The sequence below is a fragment of the Enterobacter sp. Ap-1006 genome, from assembly GCF_011752835.1.
In the GTDB taxonomy this organism is placed as follows: domain Bacteria; phylum Pseudomonadota; class Gammaproteobacteria; order Enterobacterales; family Enterobacteriaceae; genus Cedecea.
The window spans coordinates 887,626-913,939 of the sequence record NZ_VWWU01000003.1; the positions used below are offsets into that span (position 1 = coordinate 887,626).

The 26,314-nt window shown below is 54.7% G+C and carries 18 protein-coding genes; 4 read left to right on the plus strand and 14 right to left on the minus strand.

Going from position 1 to position 26,314, the window contains the following annotated elements; all coding sequences use genetic code 11:
* Positions 1 to 21 precede the first annotated feature (21 nt).
* The 14 genes from F3J28_RS12415 to tssH form a co-directional block, all read right to left on the minus strand.
* Positions 22 to 2,622: a type VI secretion system Vgr family protein gene (locus F3J28_RS12415; RefSeq protein WP_166876292.1), complete on the minus strand. Its 2,601-nt coding sequence runs from the start codon at positions 2,620 to 2,622 to the stop codon at positions 22 to 24.
* A gap of 27 nt (positions 2,623 to 2,649) precedes the next feature.
* Complete coding sequence (locus F3J28_RS12420; protein WP_008454376.1) at positions 2,650 to 3,342, minus strand: hypothetical protein; 693 nt, start codon at positions 3,340 to 3,342, stop codon at positions 2,650 to 2,652.
* A gap of 28 nt (positions 3,343 to 3,370) precedes the next feature.
* A complete protein-coding gene (gene tssM, locus F3J28_RS12425; RefSeq protein WP_166876296.1) occupies positions 3,371 to 7,204 on the minus strand; it encodes a type VI secretion system membrane subunit TssM in 3,834 nt (1,277 codons plus the stop codon).
* A gap of 11 nt (positions 7,205 to 7,215) precedes the next feature.
* Entirely contained in the window at positions 7,216 to 8,583 is a 1,368-nt protein-coding gene (gene tssL, locus F3J28_RS12430; protein WP_166876300.1) for a type VI secretion system protein TssL, long form, read from the minus strand.
* The gene (tssK, locus tag F3J28_RS12435) at positions 8,583 to 9,929 is read right to left on the minus strand and encodes a type VI secretion system baseplate subunit TssK (RefSeq protein WP_166866556.1); all 1,347 of its coding nucleotides are present in this window, start codon (positions 9,927 to 9,929) and stop codon (positions 8,583 to 8,585) included. The genes tssL and tssK overlap by 1 nt, the downstream gene beginning before the upstream one ends.
* A gap of 3 nt (positions 9,930 to 9,932) precedes the next feature.
* Positions 9,933 to 10,469, minus strand: coding sequence for a type VI secretion system lipoprotein TssJ (gene tssJ / locus F3J28_RS12440; RefSeq protein WP_166876303.1), 537 nt, complete (start codon positions 10,467 to 10,469; stop codon positions 9,933 to 9,935).
* Between the two features lie 140 nt (positions 10,470 to 10,609).
* On the minus strand, positions 10,610 to 11,095 hold the full coding sequence (locus tag F3J28_RS12445; protein ID WP_008454370.1) for an Hcp family type VI secretion system effector: 486 nt from the start codon (positions 11,093 to 11,095) through the stop codon (positions 10,610 to 10,612).
* Positions 11,096 to 11,304: 209 nt separating this feature from the next.
* Positions 11,305 to 12,804 carry a type VI secretion system contractile sheath large subunit gene (gene tssC / locus F3J28_RS12450; protein ID WP_008454369.1) on the minus strand — a complete coding sequence of 500 codons (1,500 nt, stop codon included), beginning with the start codon at positions 12,802 to 12,804 and terminating at the stop codon, positions 11,305 to 11,307.
* Between the two features lie 15 nt (positions 12,805 to 12,819).
* Positions 12,820 to 13,344, minus strand: coding sequence for a type VI secretion system contractile sheath small subunit (gene tssB / locus F3J28_RS12455; protein WP_008454368.1), 525 nt, complete (start codon positions 13,342 to 13,344; stop codon positions 12,820 to 12,822).
* Positions 13,345 to 13,430: 86 nt separating this feature from the next.
* Positions 13,431 to 14,018 (minus strand): fimbrial protein, encoded by a 588-nt coding sequence (locus tag F3J28_RS12460; protein ID WP_166876306.1) that lies wholly within the window; start codon positions 14,016 to 14,018, stop codon positions 13,431 to 13,433.
* Positions 14,009 to 16,645: a fimbria/pilus outer membrane usher protein gene (locus F3J28_RS12465; protein ID WP_166876309.1), complete on the minus strand. Its 2,637-nt coding sequence runs from the start codon at positions 16,643 to 16,645 to the stop codon at positions 14,009 to 14,011. Before F3J28_RS12465 ends, F3J28_RS12460 begins: the two co-directional genes overlap by 10 nt.
* 83 nt (positions 16,646 to 16,728) lie before the next feature.
* Positions 16,729 to 17,484: a fimbria/pilus periplasmic chaperone gene (locus tag F3J28_RS12470; RefSeq protein WP_502706906.1), complete on the minus strand. Its 756-nt coding sequence runs from the start codon at positions 17,482 to 17,484 to the stop codon at positions 16,729 to 16,731.
* 115 nt (positions 17,485 to 17,599) lie between these two features.
* Positions 17,600 to 18,133, minus strand: coding sequence for a fimbrial protein (locus F3J28_RS12475; RefSeq protein ID WP_166866564.1), 534 nt, complete (start codon positions 18,131 to 18,133; stop codon positions 17,600 to 17,602).
* Positions 18,134 to 18,210: 77 nt separating this feature from the next.
* Complete coding sequence (tssH, locus tag F3J28_RS12480; protein WP_166876316.1) at positions 18,211 to 20,907, minus strand: type VI secretion system ATPase TssH; 2,697 nt, start codon at positions 20,905 to 20,907, stop codon at positions 18,211 to 18,213.
* Between the two features lie 368 nt (positions 20,908 to 21,275).
* Here tssH and tssF point away from each other — a divergent pair, with 368 nt between their 5' ends.
* From tssF to F3J28_RS12500, 4 genes are read left to right on the plus strand one after another with little or no spacing between them, the layout of a single operon-like run.
* Positions 21,276 to 23,156, plus strand: a complete 1,881-nt coding sequence (gene tssF, locus F3J28_RS12485; protein WP_008454358.1) for a type VI secretion system baseplate subunit TssF — start codon at positions 21,276 to 21,278, stop codon at positions 23,154 to 23,156.
* Positions 23,153 to 24,181, plus strand: coding sequence for a type VI secretion system baseplate subunit TssG (tssG, locus tag F3J28_RS12490; RefSeq protein ID WP_166876319.1), 1,029 nt, complete (start codon positions 23,153 to 23,155; stop codon positions 24,179 to 24,181). The genes tssF and tssG overlap by 4 nt, the downstream gene beginning before the upstream one ends.
* 46 nt (positions 24,182 to 24,227) lie before the next feature.
* On the plus strand, positions 24,228 to 25,310 hold the full coding sequence (locus tag F3J28_RS12495) for a type VI secretion system protein TssA (RefSeq protein WP_166876321.1): 1,083 nt from the start codon (positions 24,228 to 24,230) through the stop codon (positions 25,308 to 25,310).
* 3 nt (positions 25,311 to 25,313) lie between these two features.
* Positions 25,314 to 26,309 carry a fimbrial protein gene (locus F3J28_RS12500; RefSeq protein WP_008454353.1) on the plus strand — a complete coding sequence of 332 codons (996 nt, stop codon included), beginning with the start codon at positions 25,314 to 25,316 and terminating at the stop codon, positions 26,307 to 26,309.
* The last annotated feature ends 5 nt before the right edge of the window (positions 26,310 to 26,314 follow it).

Here is a 26,314-nt window from a genome sequence, read left to right on the forward strand (position 1 = left end):
ACCGCCGTAATCATTTGAATGTTAAGGCTCTATTGTTTCACTTCCCGTCGGCGTTTCCGTCGGTGTCTCTGTTGGCGTTTCCGTCGGCGTCTCCGTTGGCGTCTCCGTTGGCGTCTCCGTTGGCGTCTCCGTTGGCGTCTCCGTTGGCGTTTCCGTCGGCGTTTCCGTCGGCGTTTCCGTCGGTGTCTCCGTCGGCGTTTCCGTCGGCGTTTCCGTTGGCGTTTCCGTCGGTGTCTCCGTTGGCGTTTCCGTCGGCGTCTCCGTTGGGGTTTCCGTCGGTGTCTCCGTTGGGGTTTCCGTCGGTGTCTCCGTTGGTGTTTCCGTTGGCGTCTCCGTTGGTGTTTCCGTCGGCGTTTCCGTTGGCGTTTCCGTCGGCGTTTCCGTTGGGGTTTCCGTCGGTGTCTCCGTTGGCGTTTCCGTCGGCGTCTCCGTTGGGGTTTCCGTCGGCGGTTGAGTTGGCGTTATCGTTGGCGGCGGCGGCTCTGGCGTTGGCAGCGGTGGTAAAGGAATAACCACGCCAAACAGAGCCGTAATAGCCGGCAGCCCCGGCAAACCAATCATGCCGCCGCCCCCACCACCGCCTCCGCCGCCTCCGCAGTTGTCACCGCAGTCGCCAGGGTTAATATCCACTTCGCCGCCCTGGATAATCACCTGGTCTGAGCCGACGATTTTGATTTTCTTCGCGGAAATAACCAGCTCGCCCCCCGCGGAAAGCGTCATCGCCCCGCCGGCCACCATGGTGCTCGCGCCCCCAACGGCCAGGGAATGGTAACCGCCTACGTTGACCTGATGTGCGCCCCCAACGGAAAGCGAATGGTAGCCCCCAACGGCAGTCATAAATGCGCCGCCGACGTTGATGCCTTTTGCCCCTAAAACATTGTCGCTTTGGCTGCCGCCCACCTGGATTGCCAGCGCCGCACCGATAATGGCGCTGCTGTTCCCGATAACGTCAGACATGTAGTTGGCCCCGACAAAGAGGTTGCGCGACAGGCCAACATTCACGTTAGAGTTCATGCCTATGGTCTGGTCTTCGTTCTGTTTCGTCAGGCGGCTCATGTTGCGTTCAGCCTGCTCCCAGTACTGCTCCAGCCCCGGCTTATCCTCAAAACGGATCCCGTTAAAATTGCTGCGACCGCCGCCTACGGTCCGGCTAACCAGCCCGCTCTGGGTGGCGTTAACCGGGAGATCCCAGGGCGGCATGGTGACGTTGTTGTAGAGGCTGCCGGTGATAAGCGGCCTGTCAGGATCGCCATTGATAAAATCAACAATCACTTCGTGACCAATGCGGGGAATGTAAATCCCACCGAAATTGTTGCCGGCCCAGGCCTGGCTCACTCGCAGCCAGCAGGAGTCCGACTCACGGTTTTTGCCGTAGCGATCCCAAAGAAAACGGACTTTTACCCGGCCATATTCATCGGTCCAGATCTCTTCCCCCGGAGGGCCAACGACGATAGCCGTTTGTGGACCGCTGGTTTTTGGCCTCGCCACCGTCATCGGGTGACGATAAATCTTGGTCGTCGGCTGAACGGTAAAGTTACAGCTATAGAGGAATTCATCGTGCGACGAGAGCTGATCGATTTCCTCAACCAGTAAATGGCTACGCAGCACCATGTACTCACGGTTGGCCTTTTCAACGGGATAGTTAACAAGCTCAAAGTCGCAGCCGCAGACAATCCCACGAAGTTCACCGGAACCTTCACAGCGGGAGCCTAAGGCGCCACGCTCTTCCATGCGGACGCGCGCAAGCTGCTCCCCGATGCTCGGCTGTTCGTAATCTCCCGGCCAGTGGAAGATCTCCATCTGGTTGAAGCTGGTCTTCCGCGGTTTGCTGTCCAGCGCCATGATATCGGCACGTGATTTGGTGAAGTCGTAGTCATTCGTTACCCATTTCCCGGAAGTAATGGTCTCCTGGAAATGGAACTGGCTGACGTATTCCTGATCCATTTTTGGACGGTCTGAAGCGTACTGAATAACGTGATAAGCCTCGCTGGAGAATCGCTTATGCGCGCCCACGTTATCCACGAGGATCAGCTTATGGCTGCCCTCGCTATGCTCGAAGAACCAATAGATTCCCCACTCTTCCATCAGGCGTTCAATAAAATTGAAATCCGTTTCGCCATACTGAACCTGGAAATCGAGAAGCGGATAATTCCCTGCAAGGCGCTTCTCAAACGGGAAGTTATAGTCGCCCAGCACCTCATCGATAATGGTCACCACCGATTTCTGCTGGAAAATTTTAAAGTCAGCCGTCAGCTCAGCGAGGTGCAGCCAGGGGCGAATAATAACTTCATACAACGCCTGATAGCCGTCGCGGCCAACATAGCGGGCACGCTGAACCATGCCGGAAATTTCACGAATCTCCTGACCGACACCGTGAACGTCTCCCAACCCATTCCCGTCGAGTTCAATATGAACCGTCATCTCTTTACCAATCAGCGACTTCAGGTCGACATTAGAAGCTGACTGCCAGGGTATTTGGGGATTGGCTGGCGTTTTAGCGGTAATCGCGTAGCTGTAGAGGGAGGAAAGTGACTCTTCCCCTTCCAGCTTCGAGATAACCAGCGCGGGTTCCCCAAGCAGCACAGGCATCGCCGGGCTGCTTAATCTAATAGTGCGTGACATGTAATCACCCGATGCGTTGTCAATAACTTAGAAGGATGCGTCGGGCGGTTTAGCCTCAGCGCGTCGTAAAGGGATCCTCTGAGAATCCACTATTTTTCTGTGCCGGCTTTGCCGCCAAATCCAGATACCCGCCTCCTGCTCAATACAGTCGGGCCAGTTCTTCCACGGCATAGCCTCAACACCATCACGGTTATGAATGCGATAATCTTCCTGTGACCCCTCCCTGAGTAACACCTGAGAATGATTTTTGAACTGCCAGGCTGGCGTCAGCACCAGCTTCTCCCAGAGCGGCGAATACGCTCGCCTCAGCGCTTTAACCCACTGCCACAGCGGGCGCCAGTTTTGCCCGGCCACGTCGCTATCGGGCACATTGTTTAAAATCCTTGATGCCCAAAAGGGCAGTGGACATTCATCCTGCAAATTTTTCTTCAGCCACGGCCAGGGCGCTTCGCCATAAATAATGACCAGCGAGGGAACGCCTCCTTTTCCAGGCCGCAGCATAAAAGCACCGCAATAAGCGTCGTGCCCTCGCGACGAAGGTGACGAAATAACAAACGACCACGGATAGTGCTCAGGTAAATAGTCGTCCGGTAATGAGGAGCCAATGCCCGGCAGAATCTGTTGGGTAATAATGGAGCGCACCTCTCGCTGCTTTTTCCCTCTTCTGCGAAACAGGCCAGCCCGCGACTCATCGACAAGTAAATACAGGCGTAGCAACATATTTTCCTCTGGCGAATGGTGGAGACGGCTATGCGTCTCCGGGGCAGCGAAACGCTTTTAAGAGATCCCGGACGGGGATGTCTTTATAGGTCAGGCCTGAAACCTGAATATTTGCCCGTCGCGAATCCAGCTTATAAACCAGCACCGTGTCATCACCTTCGCTGGCTACCATATCGTCGGCGCTGTCCATCCAGCGGAATAACGCCCACGGCCCGCTGAAGCTCAGGGACGAGGTTCCCGCCGTCACGCGTGGAGTCGCATTGATGCTGACCCTTGACGTCATGCGCGAGGCAGGCCAGGCGAGAGATACAGGGGCAACCGGCCAGTGGGCATAGCTCACCTGTTTGCCGTCAAAATTCATGTTCAGCTGCGTAATGGCCGGATCCAAATAAGGCACAGCAATGTCGAAGGTGAGGGAAAGTTTGCGCCCGCCTTCAGACTGGAAGAACGCGTCGCGAATCTCAGCGGCCTGCTCAAACACCTCCAGAGTGTCTTCGTTGCCCTCGACGTCACCCTTAAAGCGCCACGGATGAGAAGAGGTATCCACCTTGTCCGCCAGGTTCTTTTTGAAGTACTCATCCACCAGGCCACCAGCGGCAAAGAAGCGTTCGAAATCAGACGGTTTTACGTCACGCTGGCTCCAGGCAAACGGGTAACGCCCCTGCAAAGTTGCGCGGCAAACGCGCCCCAGATTTTCATCTATCCCTTCGCTGCTTTTGGCGATGGCTTCCTGGTTGGCCCGCGTCCATGCCCCGTCCAGCAGAGGGGCAATCACATTGGGTAACGGATCGGGCCAGGTTTGCGACTCTGCGCCGATTTTTCTGGCCGTGCCGGATAACGCCACGGCATTACCGTTCTTCAGCGCATCATCGTAAATAACGAACAGCGTGTACTGCTCGCTTAACGCGCCAAGCAGCTTGCTCAGCTCCGCCCCCGGCCCCGCGTCACGCTCTCCTTCAGCCGGTTCACGGCTGCCGGTCACAAACTCGCGTAGTGGAGAAAAGTGGTCATCCACCCGCTCCCGCAGCAGCTTTTTTTCCATCGCGGCATAGGCCAGGCTGACCTTAGCGGCGGCATTCAGGATCCGTCCTTTATTCGGGACGTTATCGAGCAGCGATTTATCCTCTTTCCCGACCAGCGTCGTTTCCCGCACCGCCAGGGTCACCAGGCTTGCCAGCGGAGAATCAGAGGCGCTCAGCGCCCGCAGCATATAAATATCTGCCGCCACTCCCGCGCTACCGTAGCCCAGCGGCAGTACGTCCGTTTTGATACGAATATTGCTGAGAAAATCCTGCCAGTGCCGCGTGTACTCATCGAGATAGAGCGCCAGAACCTGCTGCTGTATGGGATTAACCAGCACGCCGTTGCCGGCCATTTTTACCTGCGGCTTTGCCTCCTGGCTGCCCTGCTCTTCCCCATTCCCGGACACCCAGGCATCCTCACGCTCCAGCCACATCAGGCCTGGATCCATTTTTTTTTTAAACACGTCGTAGTAACCCGAACGGGTAAATAAACCGGGAATGGCGATTTCAGCGTGTTCATCAATAACGGAGAAAAGCTCACCGCTGCGCGACTTCGCCATGTCACTGAGCGTTAAATCAGCAGGCGCATCCTGAGCGGCGGCGTCTTTGAGACGCTCATACAGCCGGCTGGCCAGGTCCTGACGCTGCAGTATGGCGCGCGCATATTTCACCAGCCCGTCGTCAGCGGGCTGGCCATAGCGGCGCCAATCCGGAGAAGAAAGCAGATTTCTCAGATGGGAAACAAAGATCTGGCGCTCTTCGTAAGGCTGAAGCTTACCGCGAGCCTCCCACAGGTTAGTGATGCTCTCCGTCAGAGACTGACGATCGAATTTGCCCTGTCCAAAAACCTGCAGATACAGCTTCAGCTGGTCATAGATACGTTCAGGTTTTCCGCCATCAACCGCTTCCTGTAACGCCAGCGTGGCCTGCTGTTCAATCTGCGGCAGCAGCAGACGCTGCAGGAAATACTGGTACAGCGAACCCGAGGCCTCAACCACATCCGTGCCGGTGTACAAGCCATAGCGCCAGTCGAGGGTCGGGTTAAAGACGTCGAGAGAGCCATACTCCGGCAGAGACTGCGCCAGCATTAAGGTACGCGGCAGCAAATTATCGTTTGCCGAGCTGACGAATCGATTGACCTCACCGCCCAAAACGGCAACCCGGCTCTTTACCTCGGCGAGGTATTCGCTGTTGTTCCCGTAGCTGTTGTAGAAGCCATTCAGCAGAATAAAGGCGATAACAACGCTAAGCGTGTGGCCCAGCAAACGCTGTAAACGGAACTTCGATTCATTCGCCAGGTTATGGCGCGCCAGGTCTTTGTCTTTGACGATCACGTCACTGAACAACTGCTTAAGGAAGTACTGACGCCCGTATGAAACGTCGCTTATCAGGAAGTCCCTGTCTTTTGGCTGCGCAATCAGGGTGGCCATCACCGGCGGCGTTTTATGCTCCACGTAGTTGAACCACTTGCGCATGATGCTTTGGTTATTCACCAGGCTAAAGTCGACCGGCTGATGGCTGCTACAGAAATAGATCCCGCGCAGCAGGGTATAGCTCTGCGACTCGTTGTAGCGGGAGGCAAAGAAGATGTTATGCACCACATCCGCCACCAGGCCGGAGAGCAAATGGAAGTCCTGCGGCAGGGCATACATTTTTTTGCGATCGCGGTTATCGTACTCTTCCTGTTGACGAACGATCATGTCACGCTCGATCCTCTCTTCCAGCAGGGCCAGCTCGTCTCTGATTTGCCCGCTCAGCTCGGATACAGGCTCGGTGCGCGCCTCGCCGTAAGGGAAAGTCACGCCCCAGACCTGCTCACGTTCCTGCTCGGTCAGGATCCTGAAATACTCGGCAAAACCGGGAAGCTGATCGAGTTTGGTGACGAGGACATAAACCGGGAAACGCACGCCCAGCGTCTGGCGCAGATCCTCAATTCGGGCACGCAGGCTCGCCGCCAGCTCAAAAAGTTCGGCGGTGCTTCGCCCCAGGAGATCGGCGGCGGAAAAAGTGACGACGGCGCCATTCAGCGCTTTGACCGGCCTGTGTTTTTTTAACGCTTTGAGTATGGCCCGCCACTCACCAAGGCTTTGCTCAGGGTCACTAACGTACTTGCCTGCGGTATCCACATAGATGGCGTCATTGGCGAACCAGCATTTGCAGTTACGCGTCTGCACGGCGGATTTGCCCACTTGATTAAGCTGCTCCGGTACCGGGAAGTTCTGTCCGGAAGCCAGAATCGCCGAGGTTTTCCCGGCATCATCAGTGCCGAGCACCATGTACCACGGCAGCAGATCGAGCGGCTTACGCGCTAAAATCACACGCTGGAAAAAAGAGAGCGTACTGCGATTTTTGTTCACATAGTCGACGGCGTTGCCAATGGCGGCAGCCGCTTCTGACGTATCATTTTCGACCGTAGACGTCTTGCCGCGGGTGAGTTTATCCAGCAGTTTTGGGTTGTCTTTCAGCGCCAGCAGCAGCAACCACAGACCGTAAAGCAGCGCCAAAAACAGCATAACTGCAATGACCATCAGCCTGATGCTCACCGGCTCCAGCGGATGTTTTTCGCCCACCAGGAGGAACGGCCCCAGCACCCAGACCACCACGCAAAGTGCCGCAATCACCATGATGAAGACCGGCCAGCGTAGCCAGATCCCGGCGAGACAAAATGCCGCCAGCAGGATAAAAATAATGCGTGACTCAACGCTAAGCAGCGGGCGCGACTCGCCAAACCCAAAGAATGGCCCCAGGAACCAGATAGCGGCAACCAATAGCCCGATACAGCACATAATCAGCAGCGTCTTCAAAAACCGCGCCGCGAAGACTCTATTCAAATAAGACATTGTCGCTCTCGTTAGTACGTGACAAAAAACTCTACGCGGCGATTCTTCGCCCGTCCCTGAGCGGTAGCATCAGAGGCCACCGGCTGGCTGCTGCCCACCCCTTCGACTTTCACTTTGCTCTCCGGCACGCCCGCCTCAATAAAGTAGCGGGCCACTTCGGCGGCTCGTTTTTCTGAAAGCACTACGTTGTTGGGTAAGCCCGGCCGGCTGATCGGCGTGGCGTCGGTGTGGCCGACAATCACCAGCTCGCCGTTAACGCGACGGACTTCACGGGCCACGCGTTCAATCACGTTGATCATCTCAGGCTGGACTTTGGTTGAGCCGGATAAGAACAGGGAATCGCCCTTCAACACGACTTTGCTTTGCTTTTGCGTTTCATCGACGCTGAGCAGCTGCCGTTGAATTTCGTTGCGGAGCAAAACGCTCAGCCTGAGCCGCATTTTCACCGGCGGCGCGCTGACCTTAATGTTCTTCATCGCATTGATATCGCTGATGATTCTCGTGCTATTCACCAGCAACGAGTACTTACACCAGATAAAGGCCGAGGCCACCAGAATGCCCGCGCAAAGCGCGGTCAGCCGGACAGGCACAATCAGCCTTTCCCGCCGGGCCGGGCCATGAGGCTGAAGCCCGTGCGGCGACAATGCAGGCGGCGTGGTGTTGCGCGTGCTTTGTACCAGGGTCAACAGGCGCTGGCGGATCTTGGTGAGCTGGCGATCCCCGTCCTCAATGATGCTGTATCGGCCCTCGAAGCCGAGGCCAAGGATGCGCAGCAGCACCTCAAGGACGTCAGCAAACTCGGTCGGGTTCATCGACAGGCGACCGATGAGCAGGAAGAACTTGTTCCCGCCATCGTTATCCCCTTCAAAGTGGTTGAGCAGGTTGCTCTGAGACCAGCCCGCCTCGAGCCCCCACGGCGCGGTGTGTGCCGCTTCATCCAGCGCGGTGCACAGGCAATAGCGAACTATCGCCATTTTTTTCCACGGGATGTTCACTTCATCGCAGACGATGCCGAAGAGATTAATCTGGCTCTTAAGCGTATTTTTCAGGATCTCAACGTGCGTTAAATCGCCAATCTGCTCCGGCATATCGCTCAGCGCACGCAGCAGCGGCTGAGCGGCTTCAAGCAGCGGATTCTCAGCGGCGCTGACCTTAATCATGCGCTGCTGAACGCTTTCGCTTCTTAACGCCCGGTCATCGCCTGTCCTGGTCTCGCTATTTTCCCCGGCACGGCCCTGAGCCGTCGGCGTGGCTTCCGGCTCCTGGATCCAGTCCCCCTGCTCATCAAGAAGAAAACGGCCCAGCGCCTGAGGAGAGGTATCGTCATCCTGCATGCCCCCCGGCGTTGGCGTAGCGTGCTGATTAATCTCGTCTTTCATCAGGTCCGGATTCCCCAAAGTTCCATTTTCAGGCCAGGGAACTCACCGGCAACGTGCAGCGCCAGCGCGCCGGTTGCCGAGATTTTTTCCCAGAAAGGTCCGTTTTTAAGCAACTCGAAATACACGTACCCGGTGCTGTAGGGAATCTGCCGCGGCGGTACCGGCAGCCCCTGCAGGACCAGCCCCGGCAGGTGGGAACGCACCAGCTCGTGCAGCTGCTGTGGCGCGCTGATTTTGGCCTGGGCCTGGAACTGCTGATGCAGCACATCCATCGGCAGCTGCGCGTGAACGGCCAGCACCAGGTTAGAGAAGGAACGCAGCTCGTTCGGCAGCACGGAAGCCGCCCAAACGCCGTTGCCTTTCGCCTGCAGGTCAATGAGCTGGCCCGCACGAACCAGAATCTGGTTCAGCAAATCGTGTACATCATCGACCAGAGGGCGGATCGAGGGATAAAGCCGCGCATGATCGTATCCCGGCGCCGGTTTTGGCCGACGCGTTTTGGTTCGAACAAAGGTCGAAAGCTCCCCTGCCAGCTTGGCCAGCTCTTCATAAAGCACAATGGGCGGTAGCTCGGGTATGTGGCGTAAATGGTCAAGAATCGGCTCGTACTTGTTGAAGATCTGCAGCAGCAGGTAATCAACAATTTCGGCGCTGGCGCTGGCTTTGCCGTCAGAGGAGGAGAGGCGATTAGCCAGCATGCCGGCACGCATTTTTACCAGACCATTAAGGTGCGTCAGCCACTCACCCAGCAAAGGATTCGCCGCATAGCCGGTCACCGGCGGGATGTAGTCATCCGTGTGAAGCAGCACGCTCCCGTCTGGCTGAATCGCTTTCACCCGCGTCAGCGGAAGACCAATCCACGATTCGGTCATTTCAGTTTCAGAGACCAGCTTGAGCCTCAGTTGGGCAATCTGTACGGGTTTTGGCCCCTGACGAATGGCGTTGGTATCGCAGAGCTCGGCTTCCTGAGCGCGGAAACGCGCCAGCGAGCTGGCGTCATGCTGGCTGAAGATCGTTTCATCGCTGTTATCCAGACGCAGCGGCACCGCCAGATAGATCATTTTGCCCAGATGTTCAGGCAGGATCGTCAGCGGCTCAGGCAAATCGGCATGATCGGGGACATCGAACGGCGTGCCGTCGGGCAGGACGCCGCGCGCGGCGCGCAGCACCAGTTTGCCGTATGACAAAGCCTCACGATCGATTTCGTACTGCGAGAACCCCCAAAAGAAAGGGCTGAGCGTCGACGCTCTTTTGTGGGCAAAATATTCAAAGTAGCGTTCTTGCTGTTGAAAAAGCTGCGGGCGCAAAAACAGCCCTTCACTCCAGACGACTTTATTTGTTCTCATGGTTTAATCCATTTTTTTAATTGTAATTGCTGTTTTTTGGAAATGTGCCTGCAGGGTCAGCGAGTCGTCGCTGAACATGTTCCGCCACCACGATGTTTCCTTTTCCGGTCGCGTCCATGTCGCCAGCCAGATAGCATTATTTAGGTCACGATAAGCACCAATAAACCCCAGGGTTCTGCCGTCACCATCAGGCTTAATTGTGACGCTACGCGACTCACCCGGCTGAAGGATGGCCTCGTACTCTTTTGATATAGCGGTTTGCAGGGTTTTATTATTTCCTTCTACAATTTCAAAAAAATCGGCATTGGTGAAAACATCCCGCTCTTTGACGTTATAAATAAATATGTTGAGCGGTGCCGGATGGCCGCCATCGTTAGGATTAATATCTTTGTCTGCAACCAGATTAATTTTTATTTCACTGCCAGAAGGCTGTTTATCGTTACTGCTGCTGCAGGAAAATAACAAAGTCCCCAGCCCAATAATCAGCAAACACTTCACAAGCGCTACCCGGCAATTCTTTATTTCTGTTTTGCAAAACATATCCCTATCCACGCACTTTATTTCCTGAACGATGTGTGTCGAATTAACGCGCGACCCGCGCAGGGAGGGAAATATCCCGCTCCCCCGCCTGGAGAAAGTTTTGCCGCCGAAGCGGCAAAACCCTTGATAACCCGGCAGTATTAGCTGCGCAGGTTAGCTTTAACGTCGTAGCTGGTAGAGATAACGCCGGATTTAGCGCCCTCTGCATTCTGCATCACGTAGTCCTGAGTGAGTTTGGTGAAGGCGAAGGTCACCTTCTCACGTGGACGCGTTTCGTCTTCGCTGGAGCCCGCAGTTTCAACGTGAGTAATAATCACATCGGTGAATTTCAGCGTCAGGTATTCCAGCGGATCGCCACCGGCTTTACGAATAACAAACTGAATATCTTTGATGTGCTTACCGGACAGACAGTAGCTCAGCAGGTTGGTGCTGGCCTTGTCGACATAGTGCTCGAAGCAGAAATCGTCCACCGTAGCTTTACCGGAACCGCCGCCGGAGCCGCTGTGCATATTTGAGTGCTGTGAGCTGGCCCAACGCCATGCGAGCACTTCAATTTCATTTTTATGGGTAGCATCCAGAGACTCGCCTTCGATGCCATCAATTTTAATAAACATATCCTGAGCCATAATATTTCCTTTTCAGCTCTCATTTAAGAGTGTCACACAGTGTGCAACGTTAAAATTAAGTCGTAGAAGCAATTTCATTATGATGAAAATTCTCTACAACATTTTCGGCGCGCAAGAATCCCCGGCGCGGCCGCACCTTTAAAGAATAATGAAGTGATTATTCTTTATTTAAATTGCCTGAATCAGACAACCATTTTTAAATTGCCTTATCAGGCAACGTCTTTCAGCGAAGGTAATTTGGCTACCATACGCAGTGACACCGTCAAACCTTCCAGCTGGAAGTGTGGACGGAGGAAGAACTTCGCCTGGTAATAACCCGGGTTGCCTTCAACATCCTCAACCACCACTTCGGCCGCGGCCAGAGGGCGGCGAGCTTTCGTTTCCTGAGAAGAGTTTGCCGGGTCACCGTCCACATAGTTCATGACCCAGTTGTTCAACCAGCGCTGCATATCTTCACGCTCTTTGAAGGAGCCGATCTTGTCGCGCACGATACACTTCAGGTAATGCGCAAAACGCGAGCAGGCGAACAGGTAAGGCAGACGTGCGGACAAATTGGCGTTCGCCGTTGCGTCCGGATCGTAATATTCGGAAGGTTTCTGCAGCGACTGGGCGCCAATAAAGGCCGCATAGTCAGTGTTTTTGCGATGCACCAGCGGAATAAAGCCGTTTTTAGCCAGCTCGGCCTCACGACGGTCAGAGATAGCAATTTCGGTTGGGCACTTCATGTCCACGCCGCCATCATCAGTCGGGAAGGTGTGGCACGGAAGATCCTCCACCACGCCGCCGCTTTCTACGCCGCGGATCATGGTGCACCAGCCGTAATGTTTGAATGAACGGTTGATGTTCACCGCCATCGCATAAGCGGCGTTAGACCACACATATTTGCCGTGATCGGCCCCGTCGGTGGTTTCTTCGAAGTTAAAATCATCCACCGGATTGGTATTGATGCCGTAAGGCAAACGCGCCAGGAAGCGCGGCATCGCCAGGCCGATGTAACGAGAATCTTCTGACTGGCGCAGCGAGTTCCACGCCGCATATTCCAGGTTTTGGGTGAAGATTTTCGTCAGATCGCGCGGGTTAGCCAGTTCCTGCCAGGAATCCATCTGCATAACGGACGGCGCCGCGCCGGTAATAAATGGCATATGGGCAGAAGCCGCCACTTTACCGATGGACGAGAGCAGATCTACGTCCGGCGCGCTGTGGTCGAAATGGTAATCCGCCACCAGGCAGCCGTAGGGCTCGCCGCCAAGCTGGCCATACTCTTCTTCGTAGATTTGCTTGAACAGCGGGCTCTGATCCCAGGCAATCCCTTTGTAACGCTTCATGTTGCGGCGCAGATCGTTTTTAGAGATGTCCATAAAGCGCAGCTTCAGCTTTTCATCCGTCTCCGTGTTGTAGACGAGATAATGCAAACCGCGCCATGCGCTTTCGAGGCGCTGAAACTCTTCGTGATGCAGGATCAGGTTGATCTGCTCGGAGAGTTTCATGTCGATCTCGGCGATGATCGCGGCAATGTTTTTATAGGCGTCATCGGCCATGGTGATCGAGGTGCTTAGCGCCTGCTCTGCCAGGGTTTTTACGGCAATTTCGACCGCGGTTTTCGCCTGATCGGACTTTGGCTTAAATTCACGGGTCAGCAAAGCGTTAAAGTCGCTTTGGGTGGCGGCCTGCGGGGCTGCCTGTTTATTTGTTTCTGCTTGAGTAGCCATTATTATCTCTCTTCATCACTTTTGGGACGCGGCTTCATCAGCCTGTTTTGGCTTTGGCGACGAAGCCAGCGTGTTCAGCAGCGACTTATCGTTCAACACTTTCATGACCAGGCTTTCCGCCCCGGCTTTACCGTCCATATAGGTTTGCAGGTTGGCAAGCTGGGTTCTGGCTTCAAGCAGCTGGGATAACGAATCGACTTTGCGGGCAATGGCGTCGGGGGCAAAATCGTCCATGCTGTCAAAGGTCATATCAACCATCAGCTGTCCTTCGCCCGTCAGGGTATTCGGGACTGCAAACGCCACGCGCGGGCGCATAGCCTTCATACGCTCGTCAAAGTTATCGATGTCGATGCTGAGGAACTTTCTGTCGGCGACCGGGGGAAGCGGCTCAAGTGGCTTGCCGGACAAGTCCGCCAGAACGCCCATAACAAACGGCAGTTCAATCTTCTTTTCACTGCCATAAATTTCCACGTCATACTCAATCTGTACGCGCGGAGCACGGTTTCGTGCGATGAATTTTTGCGAGTTGCTTTTGCTCATAGTAGTCAATACTCTTTAATAACCGTTTATGGATAAACCGTCGCTTGTCGGATGGTTAACGTTCAAATAATCAGCAAGCCTCCCTGTTATTTATAAACAAGCTCGACCCCCGCCACGGCGTGAACCTGGCCCGCAGTGACGGTCGAGTTCCCTTTTGCGTAATAGCTCGCTGTAAATCTGTGGCTCAATGGTTCGGCCGTGGCGGAAATAACGTAATCCTGCCCTGAATCAGCACTATCAATAATGACCTGCGAACTATTTTCTTTACGCAATCTAATTTGAACGCCGCGGCTTAAGTCCGTTCCGCTGCTATTCACTAAGTTTCCCGTTTCGGTATCAGCTGCAGAAATGGTGCTATTAAAAAATACCGTTATCGTTCTGCTGGCCGGGCAATCCTTGAGCGTAATATCGAACGGAACGCTGCCGGCCTCATTGCCGTCGCGGCTAAGCGAGGCCACGGCGACACGCGGGAGCGTCACAATTTCATTGCTGCTGGCGTTATTGATCGCCACATTGCAGGTTTCATCGGTGTAATTACCGGTAAAGAAAACATCTATCGAACAATTCGTTGAGCAGGCGTTCGCCGCTGCGAAAAACTGAGCGCCCACCAGGGCCGCATAGCACAGGCCACGGAAAGTGCCTCGCCCGCCGGCAAGAGTATTCATCAATGACATAAGACCTCTACCTGAGTAATAGAGCCACGCGCGCCCTTCATTTTATTGGCAATATTGCTATCGGAATAAATAGTGCAAAGTCGCTGACCGGAAGCACTTTTTAAATACAGATTATTTTTCTCAGCCTGCCAGCCACGAATAAAGGCCATGCCTCCCTGGCCAATAATGCCGAGGCTGGCGTCACGCTCATCGTAAACATCCATCCCGATTGGCAGCGGCTCACCCTTGCTATCTTTCACAACCAATACGACCGGCTCACCGACGAGCGTTTTCACATTCACTTTTACCGCCGCACCCATGCGCGGGATGACCGTGCTCTCGCTTTCCAGGACGTCTACCGTGTCCGGCAGGCCGCGGGTATTCACCGCCACAATATTTTCCCGGTAAGGCGTCAGCGAAGGCACAATGGCAAACCCATTGCCATCAATTTGCGACCCATAGCCATTCAGCATTCTCGCGCCTTTGGCGCCGTCCGCCTCAACGAGGGCAAACGGATAGTCGCCCAGGCGAGGTCCGGCAGTGATCCCGCCCTGGTGCGCCACCAGACTGCCGTTGGCCGAGAGCGAGAGCTGGTTCGATTTATTCCCGACGGAGGCCGTTGATCCGAACTGGCCAAACGGCGAGTTGTAGTTCACGTTGCCGTTGAACGCGCTGCGCGTCCCAGCGTTTCTCGCTTTGTTAACGGAAGTCCCGACGCCGTAGCTCAGTTCGTTTTGCTCGCCCTGGCTGCCAATGGCGTTCATCTGTACCGCACTGCCGCCCTGGTTATCGTGGCTGACCGAGGAATAAAGCGAGTTAAACAGCGGTTTGCTGGTCATGCTCGCTCGGCCCAGCGGCACGCTGACGGACAGCATCACGCTATCGATATTCTCCCCGTCGCTGTTATAGGCCCGGGACGCGGACACCGCCCAGGAGAAATAGCGCTCGGATTTGTTGTACGACAGCATGTACTGGCTGGTGGAAGACCTGTCGTCCCAGTAGCTATAGAAATTGCCGGACAAATTTAGCCTGGCGCCATTCCACAGCGGCTGCCCGACGCTCACGGTAAAGCGCTCTTTGGTCCGGTAATCGACGATAAAATTATCGCTTTTAGCCCCATAGCGATCTAACGCCGCGTCCCTCAGGCTATAGAACCCTTTCGAAGAGTAGCGATAAGCCGCAAGCGTAACGTCGGTAGACGTCGTATCCAGATATTTACTGAAGCCAACGTTATAGCTATTCCCGGTGGAGACTCTGCCATTACCAAGCTCACTGCGTGCGCGGGTAATATCCATCGAAACCCCGCCCAGCGGCGTGTTGAAGGCATGACCAATCCCCAGCGCGCTGTAGTTATCGGCCAGCTGCCCGCCGCCGTATAGCGTGTACATGTTGCCGATGCCGTACTGGTAAAATCCCTGCGCCAGCCCCGGCTCTTCTTTCAGCGAGTCATCCTTCAATTTGCCCACGGCGACGCCGAAGCGTGATACGCCATCGTGAAGCAGCATCGGCGGTGAGGAAAACGGTACGATCTGGGTTCTCTGGCGCCCGTCAGCCTCGGTCACGGTAACCTGCAGATCGCCGCCATAGCCCATTGCCCCGATATCGCTCAGTTCAAACGCGCCAGGTGGCACGGTCGTTTCATACAGGACCTGCCCTCGCTGCCTGACCTGAACTTTGGCGTTGGTCTCCGCAAAGCCACGCACCAGCGGGGTGTAATAGCGAAGCCCATCCGGCAGCATACGATCGTCGGACTGGAGCTGGACGCCTCTCACCGTCATGCTGTCAAACAGATCGCCGCTGGTTGTGCTGTCGCCCAGCGTGAGCTGGCTTTTTAACACCGGGATATCGCGCTGAAGATACGTAAACAGGGACTGGCTGTGGGACGACTGATCGTTGCTCCAGCTGGTATTGAACCGTTTACGCAGCCGCCAGTCGAAAAAGTTAAGTCCCGCCAGCATGCCAAGATTTCCGCTTACGGAATGCCCGTCTTTGCTGTCAAACCGGTTGTTAGTCTGCTGCACATAGACGTTGGAGTTGTAATCCAACAATCCAATGGGTACGCCAGAATCCCACGTATTGGGGTCGGTATAGCCCCTTGGGTACTGAACCGTGGAGGCCTGGGGAACCGTCAAATCGAGATAGAAGTCGCCGGGCTGATAGCTGGCGCTGGCTCCGTCAACCCAGCGGTCAAGCGTGGCACACTGTTTGTCTCCGCCGTCTCCCGCGGTATACGCCGCGCCGTCGAGCGGGTTATGTGACACTTTAATGCCCATTCGACCCAGCTGCTCCTGGCTAAAACAGGGCACAGCCCCGACGCTGCCGTTTACGTCCTTGAACAGAACCTTGTACTGGCCCCGCCCTTCTCCATTGACCGCAACCTGTACGCTGTATTCTCCGGCTGGTGCAGGGTTTCCTTCAAAATACCGAGAGACATCAACGCTCTGCCCATGGATAAAGGCGCTGTTAAATTTCACGCTTTCCGGGCGAGAACTCTGTTCATTTCTGGTCGGCAGGCTGGCGGTATTTCCCTGAGCCAGTACGGAAAAGCTAGCTCCTAAAGAAGCCATAAGGATATGGCGAACAGCAAACGCGACTTTCGATTCGCGCGTGACTCGTCGTGCATATTTCTTGCTTTCTTTTAGTCTCACGTCCCTGACTCCCTGACCACAAAGCGTGGCTATCCGGTCTTAAATAAAAAGCATTTCTGGCTCAGTTGAAAAACCGATGAAATTTATTGCAACTTTCTTTCTATTGTTAAGGTATTTCCCGAGGCGGGAATTAAGCGATATTCAATTACGCTGCCATAATCATTAATGACACGAACGACTGCACCGCTAATAGCACCCGATACAGAACCTTTATTTTCTGGTAAAAATACTTTGCTGCTAAAGGGCGCGATCATATCCACTGCCAATGGCTGCTTTACCGTCCCGGACATCAGCGATGCGCTATCAAAAGAGAAATGGTAAGGCGTAGGATTGTTCACTTTTATGCCTTTTCCTGCCCCCAGGTTTTCCCAGGTCAATTTACCAATCTCCTGAGAGCTGCTGCTCTTCAAGACCGACGGACGGTAAAATATTTTAATTCGGGTACGGAAGGCCAGCTCCAGATGGTCCGTTTCTTTGGCCCCCTCTTTCATCGGTGGAATCTCTAACATATTGAACCAAAATACAGATTCACGATCCTGAGGCAGATTCATGCCATTGTAAATCAGACGGATACTTTGCCCTTTTCCCGGATCAACGCGATACACGGGCGGCGTAGTGGTAAAAGGAACTTTTATCTTATTAATGTCGTCATTTTTACCACCATCATCGACCCAAACCTGTACCAGCAAAGGCGACGGGCCTTTATTTGTCGTACGCACCGTCTGCTCTCTTTCACCGCCGGGAAATATAATCCGGGTACCGGATATCGTCATCCCGGAAAACGCCGACTGGGAGACGGCCAGCAGCAGGATAAATAAAGCTGCCAGTTTTGAGAATATTGCATATTGATATTTCATAGCACGGCCCTGCGCGTATAACATCTACCTGATAATGAAAGCAGGTTTTAAGAATGGGGCGATTGCTCGCCCCGCACTTCATTTAGAAGCAAACCTGTTATGGGTATGCCAGGGTGTAGCTAGCTTTCGCCTGAACCAAACCTGCGGTAGTGGCATCGGTCGCATAGTAACCACCGTAGTAACGCATAGTCGCTTTACCGCCAGTTACAGGGGCCGGAGCACCGGTTTCGCCCAGCTTCAGCTGCTGCTCGTCGGAGTTGTACAGACGAACTTCAACTTTGGTTGCGGCACCGGTGGTCGCGCTGTTGGTCAGGTTACCGGTCTGGCTGTTTACGCCGCTGCTGCCGACGGCTTCGAAGTGCGCCGCCACCTGAGTGATGCCGGTAGGGCAGTTTTCAACGTTCAGATCAAAACCTTTAGAACCCGCGGTTGTGCCGGAGGCATTCAGGGTCTGGATAGACACCTTTGGCAGCTGAACCTGGCGATCGACAGAATCGCTGGCGATGGTGCAAGTTTCGGCAATCAGTTCACCGTTGAAGGTGACGGTGCCCTGCGTTTCATCCGCCGCCAGAGCAGAAGTTGATACCGCAGCCAAAGCCATGGCGCACAGCGTCATTTTAAAATTGCGCATGATATAATTCCCTATATTTCAGTAATTAAAAACTTTATAAACAGTAGATACATAATTCCTGGTGCAACTTTCTTAAATTACGTCGTCGGCAATTCCTCCGTTTGATGGATAAGTTCAATGCCTTTCTCATGTGAATAAGCCACACGCATGGCCACATTTTTATTTTGTGTAGCAGCTGCGCCAGTCGAATTTAAGATAGCTACGCCAATTTTCGGCAAAATGTTTTTCTCAATAAAGCGGATTAGCATCCTTGCCCCGGTTTCCGCCACCGGGCACTGCTCCACAACGTGCTGCACCAGTTCTTCGCTGAAGCTTAATTCAAGGTCATAATTCGCCTTAGCACGTTCGGCAATACGATTAAGATGAATATTAACAATGCGCTGGAGTGAAGGCGTTGCCAGCGGTAAATAAGGTATTACGGTAACTCGACCTAAAAATGCTGCCGGGAAGACTTTCAGCAAAGCAGGCTGAATAACCTTCAGCAAACTTTCTTCGCCCGGCATGGTTTCAGGATCCGCACAAGCGCTGCTAATAATGTCGCTCCCCGTATTACTTGTTAGCAATATAATGGTATTACGGAAGTCGATTTGCCGGCCTTCACCGTCTTCCATCGATCCTTTATCAAAGACCTGGAAAAACAATTCGTGCACGTCTGAGTGCGCCTTTTCCACTTCATCCAGCAGAATGACGCTGTAGGGCTTACGCCTGACGGCCTCGGTTAATACGCCCCCCTCGCCGTAGCCCACGTAGCCCGGAGGTGAGCCCTTCAGGGAAGAGACGGTGTGGGCTTCCTGGTATTCGCTCATGTTAATGGTGATAAGGTTTTGCTCACCGCCATACAGCTGGCTGGCAATGGCCAAAGCCGTTTCAGTTTTCCCCACCCCGGAAGGCCCCACCAGCATAAAGACGCCAAACGGTTTTTTCGGATCCGCCAGCCCTGCGCGAGCGGTCTGAATGTTCTGGCTCAGGCAGTCCAGCGCGTACTGCTGCCCGATAACGCGCTCGGCCAAACGCTGCGGCAGCTCCATCACCGCGCTGACGTCATCTTTAAGCACCTGCCCGACCGGGATCCCCGTCCAGTTCGCCACAATCGAAGCCACCACGTCGGCATTCACTTCGGCCTGCACCAGCGGCTGCTCGCCGCGAATTTCGCTCAGCGTGGTTTCAAGCTCTCCTAAACGCTGCTGCAGATAGGCCACCTTTTCCGTTTCTGATACTTCGGTATCTTCAACCGTGGCCGCAAGAAGCTGCTGACGCGTGTCGATAATGCTGGAGACTAACTCGCATTCCTGACTCCAGCGGCTGTCCAGAACCTTAGCGTTTTCGGCATGTTCAGAAATCGCGTTCTGGATAGGCTCTCTGCGCTTATCGTCCTCTTTGCCAAAGCCGATGGCTTTTTCCAGCAGCGACAGCTCGGCCTGGGCCGACTCGCTGTGGAACTTCAGCATCTGCAGCTCGGCCGGCGGCGCGTGCTGGGCCACGGCAACCCTGGCACAGGCGGTATCCAGCAGGCTAATCGCTTTATCTGGCAGCTGGCGGGCCGGAATATACCGGTGTGAGAGCCTGACGGCGGCGCGAATAGCTTCATCCATGATCCACACGCCGTGATGCTTCTCCAGCACCGGCAGCAGGCCTCGCACCATCGCAATCGCCAGCGCTTCTGACGGTTCTTCAACCTGCAGAACCTGGAAGCGGCGCGTCAGCGCAGGATCTTTCTCAATATGACGCTTAAATTCGCTCCAGGTCGTCGCGCCAATAGTACGCAGCTGACCACGGGCCAGCATCGGCTTCATCAGGTTCGCGGCGTCGCCGGTTCCGGCGTTACCGCCAGCCCCCACCAGCGTATGAACTTCGTCAATAAACAGAATAACGGGCTCAGCCGAATTGACCGCTTCTTCCAGCACCGCTTTCAGGCGAGCTTCAAACTCACCTTTCATGCTGGCGCCTGCAGAAAGGGCAACCACATCCAGCGTAAGCAGGCGAACCTTTTGCAGGGAAGGCGGCACATCCCCGGCCGCAATCGCCAGAGCAAGCCCCTCCACAACCGCAGTTTTACCTACCCCGGCCTCACCGGTGAGCAGCGGGTTATTCTGGCGACGGCGCAGCAGGATATCGACCATGGTGTTGATCTCTTTATCGCGCCCCAGCACAGGATCAATTTTTCCTTCCCGCGCCAGCGCCGTCAGATCGGTAGAATACTGCGCCAGCCCACCGCCCTGAGCGCTGCCCATTGCGTGGCTGGCTTCGCCAGGCACCCCGGCCTCGTCGGACACCGCTGCGCCACCGGCTAAATCATTTTGTTCCGCCGACTCACGGGTGATGTACCCGAGATCCTTACTTAAATATTCGAGAGGGATTTTTTCAAACGCCGGAGAGATGGCGAACAGCGCACGGCGCAGCTCCATCGTCGTCAGCAGGGCAATCAGCAAATGGCCGCTGCGGATGCAATTGTTATGGCATTCCAGGCTGGCAAATACCCACGAGCGCTCAATGGCCAGCTCAATGTGATAGGAGAAATCAGAGATAGCGCTGGCCCCGGCAGGCAGGCGAGTCAGCGCCTGAGAAAAATCACGCTCCAGCATTTCCGCATCAAGCTCGAAGTGCCGAATGATGTGCCGAATATCGCTATCCTGCTGCTGATATATCTGATTTAACCAGTGCACCAGTTCAACATAAGGGTTACCGCGTAATTTACACAGCGTTGTGGCGCTCTCTACGCCTTTAAACAAGATGGTATTTAGCTTACCGAATAGGTTTTTTCTGGTTATCGCCACGATAAAACTCGCCCTGTTTTAATTCGATTATTCGATTGTTTTATTCATCCACTTATCCACGTGGATCAGAGAGCCGAAACAACGCATTAAGCGCATTACGGAACGTTACCTGGAGGGCATAGTAATTAACAAAAATTAAAATAAAAACCCTTGCTGGCCAACATCACGGGTTTTAAGAATTACGCCCGAAAGCCATTCTTAAATTCTCTAAAACGCATGATGCAGGCATACGAAAATTTAACGTTTACTTTTAGAATCGGATTCATAAACAGAAGAACGCCTCCGACAAAAAAGATTTTTTCTGTCTTCAAATATTTATCTCCAGCATGGCAAAAACATATTTGCTGTAATAATTGACAGGGTGACAAGTGGAACACAACTTTCTGGATTACTACAACCGGGAGCTAACTTTCGTCAGAGAAATGGCGCAAGAGTTCGCCGAACGTCATCCCAAGATTGCCGGGCGCCTGGGGATGAACGGCATTGAGATTGCCGATCCTTACGTTGAGCGTTTAATCGAGGCGTTTTGTTTCTTATCCGCCAGAACGCAGATAAAGCTGGACGCTGAGTTTCCCAAATTTACCCAGCGCCTGTTGGACATTGTCTATCCGAACTATAACTCCCCAACCCCCTCGATGGGGGTGGTGCAGCTGGAGCCTAACCTCAGCGAGGGCGATCTCACCCAGGGCTACAGGATCCCAAAACAAAGCGCCTTTTATAGCCGTATTTTGCCCGGTGAGATGACCCGCTGCGAGTTCAGAAATAACCAGGATGTGACGCTTTGGCCGCTGGAAATTGCCGAGGTACGCCTGACCTCAATCCCCCCGGATATCCCTAACCTTGAACATTACCGCATTAAGCATCATCAATTAAAAGGTGCTTTGCGAATTAAACTAAAGCTGCAGGGAGAGCTGGTCTTTTCTGAACTGAAGGGACTGAATGAACTGCCGATATATATCCAGGGCGATGAGCGTATCGTCTCTCATACGTTCGAACTGCTTCACGGCAGCCACGTTGCGATGGTGGTACGCAGCGGAGAACGGGAAAAAAACCGTTATCATGTCATCAATGAACAGCCGCTGAAATTTGAAGGCATGGCGCCAGATCAGAGCTTATTGCCGCTACAGTGGAATATGTTTCATGGCCATACGCTGATTCAGGAATATATTTCCTGCCGCGAAAGATTTTATTTTTTCTCACTCACACAGCTGGCTGAATCCTTTGCGGATAATAACACCAATGAAGTAGAGATAATTATCCTGTTGAATAAGTTACCGCAGGATTTAGTCGCCCACCTGGACGCATCGCGCTTTCTGCTGTTCTGCACGCCCGTCATTAACCTTTTCCCTAAACGTGTCGACAGGATTGAGGTTAACCGGGCGCTCAATAACTTTCATATCGTGCCGGACCGCAGCCGTCCTCTCGACTATGAGGTGTTCTCGGTCAATAAAGTGTTTGGTCTGCAGGCCGAAACCAGCGAAGAGCTGACCTTTAACCCGCTCTATCAGACCCGCCATAGCGATACCGGCAACTTTGGCCGCTATTTTTCCGTCAACCGCACGGTGAGAACCAAAGAGTCCAGCAGCCGAAAATACGATACCCGCACGCCCTACAGCGGGACTGAAATCTTCATCTCGCTGGTTGATCAGCAAGAAGCGCCTTACGGCGAGCATATTCGCTATCTGCTGGTCGATGCGATGGTCACCAATCGTGATTTGCCCCGCCTGCTGACCAGCAGCGGCAGCCTCGATCTGACAATGTCGGACTCGGTTCCCATTCACGGCGCGCGCTTTGTCAGTTCGCCCAGCGCGCCCCGCTCACCGTTTGCTCTCGGTGAAACGGCCTGGCGCCTGATTCGTCAGCTTAGCTTCAACTATCTGCCGCTGTCGGATATGGACCATGCTCAAGGGGGCGAGGCGCTGCGTAATATGCTGCGGCTGTTCACTACCGCCTCCGATCTGGAGTCCATGGCACAAATTAACAGTCTCGTGGGCTGCCAGACCCGCCCGGTGGTTCGCCGCCTCTCGGATGAGGGGCTGCTGGTTTACGGGCGCGGCGTGAACTGTAGCCTGACGGTTGACGAAGAAGGGTTTTCCGGGGTCAGCCCTTATCTGTTTGGGCTGATTATGGAGAACTATTTGTCGCGGCATGCCGCCATCAATATTTTTACCGAAACTGAGCTGCACTCCATGCAGCGAGGCCTGGTCGCCCGCTGGAAAGCGCGCCCGGGCAGGCGAGGCGCGCTATGACTCTCCCGAAGTTGCCTCAGGCCTCGTCATTACCGCCAGGGCTGGAAAACTGGTTCGATCCCAGCGCCCCCTGGGATGCGGGATTTATCAGCATTATGCGGGCTATTGCCGCCCGCACGCCGTCTCTGCCGCCGCCGGGTAAGGCCGCGCTCCCCTCTCAGGAGCGCTTCAGGCTCGGCCAGATCTCCAGCATGGCCTTCTCCCCTCGAGAGATAGCGGCCATTCATCAGCAGGACGACAAAATCAAACTGCAGCTTTTTGGGCTGGGGATCTGGGGCGCTCAGGGGGCAATGCCGCTGCACCTCTCTGAGCTGGCTTATTCCCGCTACGAACAGCACGACCCGACGCTGATTGATTTCGTGGATATCTTCCACCACCGGGCGCTGAGCCAGTTTTATCGGGCCTGGTTCTTATCGCAGGACACCGCCTCGCTCGATCGTAAAGAAGACGAGCGTTTTTCATTTTACGTGGGCAGCCTGGTGGGGCTGGATCCCTCCGAGCTCGATCCCGCCCCGCTGCCGATTCACGCCCGCCTTGCGTCATCCGCGCACCTGATTCGAGAAGCACGCAACCCTGATGGCCTGCTAGGCGCCATGGAGTACTACTTCCAGGTTCCGGTGCAGATGGAAGAGTTTGAGCTGCAGTGGATTTTCCTTGAGGGAAAAGATCAAACCGCTTTGGGCGACGACCGCTACGCCGCGCTGCTGGGCGACGGGGCCATCCTCGGGAATACCGTCCTCGACCGGCAGCATAAATTCAAGCTGATGATGGGCCCGCTCACGCTGGCTCAGTACATGCTGTTCAGCCCCTGGGGCAGCGATATGGCGGTGCTGCGCGAGCTGGTTCGAAGTTTTATCGGCTTTGAGTATGCCTGGGATGTGCAGCTGGTGCTTGCCGCCGATCAGGTGCCCCAGGCCACATTAGACGGCAGCCACCAGCTGGGTTATGCGAGCTGGCTGGAAAGAGAGGCCAGCGAAACCCCCGTTTTCGGGATGAGCTTTGAGCCCGAGATGTACCGCCGGTAGCCCTTCGCCTGGAAGAGAACGTAACCATGGATGAAAAGACACGCACATGAATCAATACGAAAGCCTGACCTGCTCGGACTATTACCAGCCATTGATGCAGCCCTTTCCGGGCGACTCGCCCTGCGGCGAAGCGCTCGATTACGATCCTGCTTTTATCATGCTGCAGTCGCGCCTGCAGCCAAAGCTTGGGGCCGAATACGGCGACTTCGTTGAAGCCGCTGAGCCGGTGAACTGGACGGAAACCGAACGCGACTGCCAGGCCCTGCTGCAAAAAAGCAAAGATGTTCGCCTGGTGGTTATTTTGATGCGCTGCCGCCTGCGTAAGCGCGGGCTGTCTGCGCTGGCCGAAGGCGCGGAGGCGCTGCTTGCCCTGCTGCAAAGCTGGCCGGACGACCTTCATCCACAGCTGCTTGACGAAGGGGAGTTCGAGCCAATGCTGCGGGCAAACGCCTTCGCCGAGCTGGAGGATATTGGTGGTCTACTGACGGATCTGCGCAACCAGCCGCTGCCCAAAGCTTCCGGGCTGCAAATTACCGTTAAAGAATTTGAAAAAGCCCACCAGCTGCCGAGAGAAGAAGGGGCGCTGTCGGACGAGGCCGTCGCCGCCATCATTCGCGAATGGCACACCAGCGCACGAGAAGAGATTCGCCCGCTAACGCAGGCCCATTACTTTGTGCAGCAGATAAAACAGATCCTGGCGGAGACGCTGGGACACGAGGCACCTGAGCTGCCGCTGTTGTCCGGCATTCTTGGCATGTTTAGCCGCGAGTTTGGCAGCGAAATGCCCGCCAGAGATCTCCCTTTGGAAAAAGTCCCCGAAAGCGTGCCGGAGCCTTTGCCCACGCAGCCCCCTGGTCAGGTAGCCGTCCCGGCTGACGAAGCGGCCTGGCAGCCTCCTGTCCCGGTGCCTCGTCCTGCGCGGCACGAACCGCAAAAAGGGGTTAATACGCGCGAGCAAGCGCTCCAGCGCCTGCAGGAAATCCGCAGTTGGTTTGCCGTGGCAGAGCCAAGCAGTCCGCTGGTGCCGGTGCTGAAATACGCGGAGGAAAGCATAGGCAAGAGCTTCGCCGAGCTGCAAAAAATGTATCCCCCAGAAGTTATCGCAATGCTGAACCAGGAAAAGGAATAAACAATGTTAAGGATACTCACCCTTCTGATTTCCGGGCTGCTGATGTCGCCTGGCGCATGGGCCGTTTGTACGCTGGCGCGCGGGACCCCCACGCCGCTCACCATTGACGCTAAGACAATCATTATTTCCGCTGATGCGCCGGTGAGTACTTCTACGCCAATAGCTCAATATGACAGCCCGACGGTGGGTGGCGCTGGCGTAGGTTATGACGACTGTATTAAGGGAACAGAGTACGGCAAACGCGCCGTGTCGCTGTCCGGGCAGGATACATCCACAAAAATTTATGCGACCAACATTCCGGGCATTGGCATCAAAATGCTGGCGAGCAACGGCTCGGCGTTTGGTAATTTCCCGTCGACCAGTTATCTGACTTTCTCAAACGGCAGCTCGGTTGGTTCACTCGATATTCCACCGCAGTCTTTTTATCGAATTGAGTTTTATAAACTCAGCAATAACCTGCGCCTGGCCAATGCCGCGACGGGGGATACCATCCTGCCCGCCGGACAAATTGGCTACAACTATATCCTGTCAGATAACCCCGCGTCGTTCACCCATAGCCTCTCTATCGGGGAAATGAAAATTATCAGTACCCCGGCCTGCACTGCGGATAACGCTAAAACTATCGACTTTAACGACGTGACGCCCACGCTGCTAAAAGCCGGGGTTACCCGCAGCCTGGACTTCGCCATCGTCTGTAAGAGTGACTATGGATCCTACTCGGCCTCCGCGTCGATGATTACCGATACCCCTACGGCAGACGGCGGTTTTATTCGTATCAAAGACTCTGACGGCAATATGGATCGCTTAAAAATCCGCATCACCGACGGCGACAACAAAACCATGAAAGTCGACGGGTCCACCTCTGAATCCTCACGGGTTATCACCAGCCAGGGTCCGGCTGAATTTGCCTGGAAAGCGACGCTGCTCCAGGGCAACGGCACGGCACCTGCCGGTGGCCTGTTCACGGCAAAAGCAGAAATTATTTTTAGTATTCAGTAAGCCAG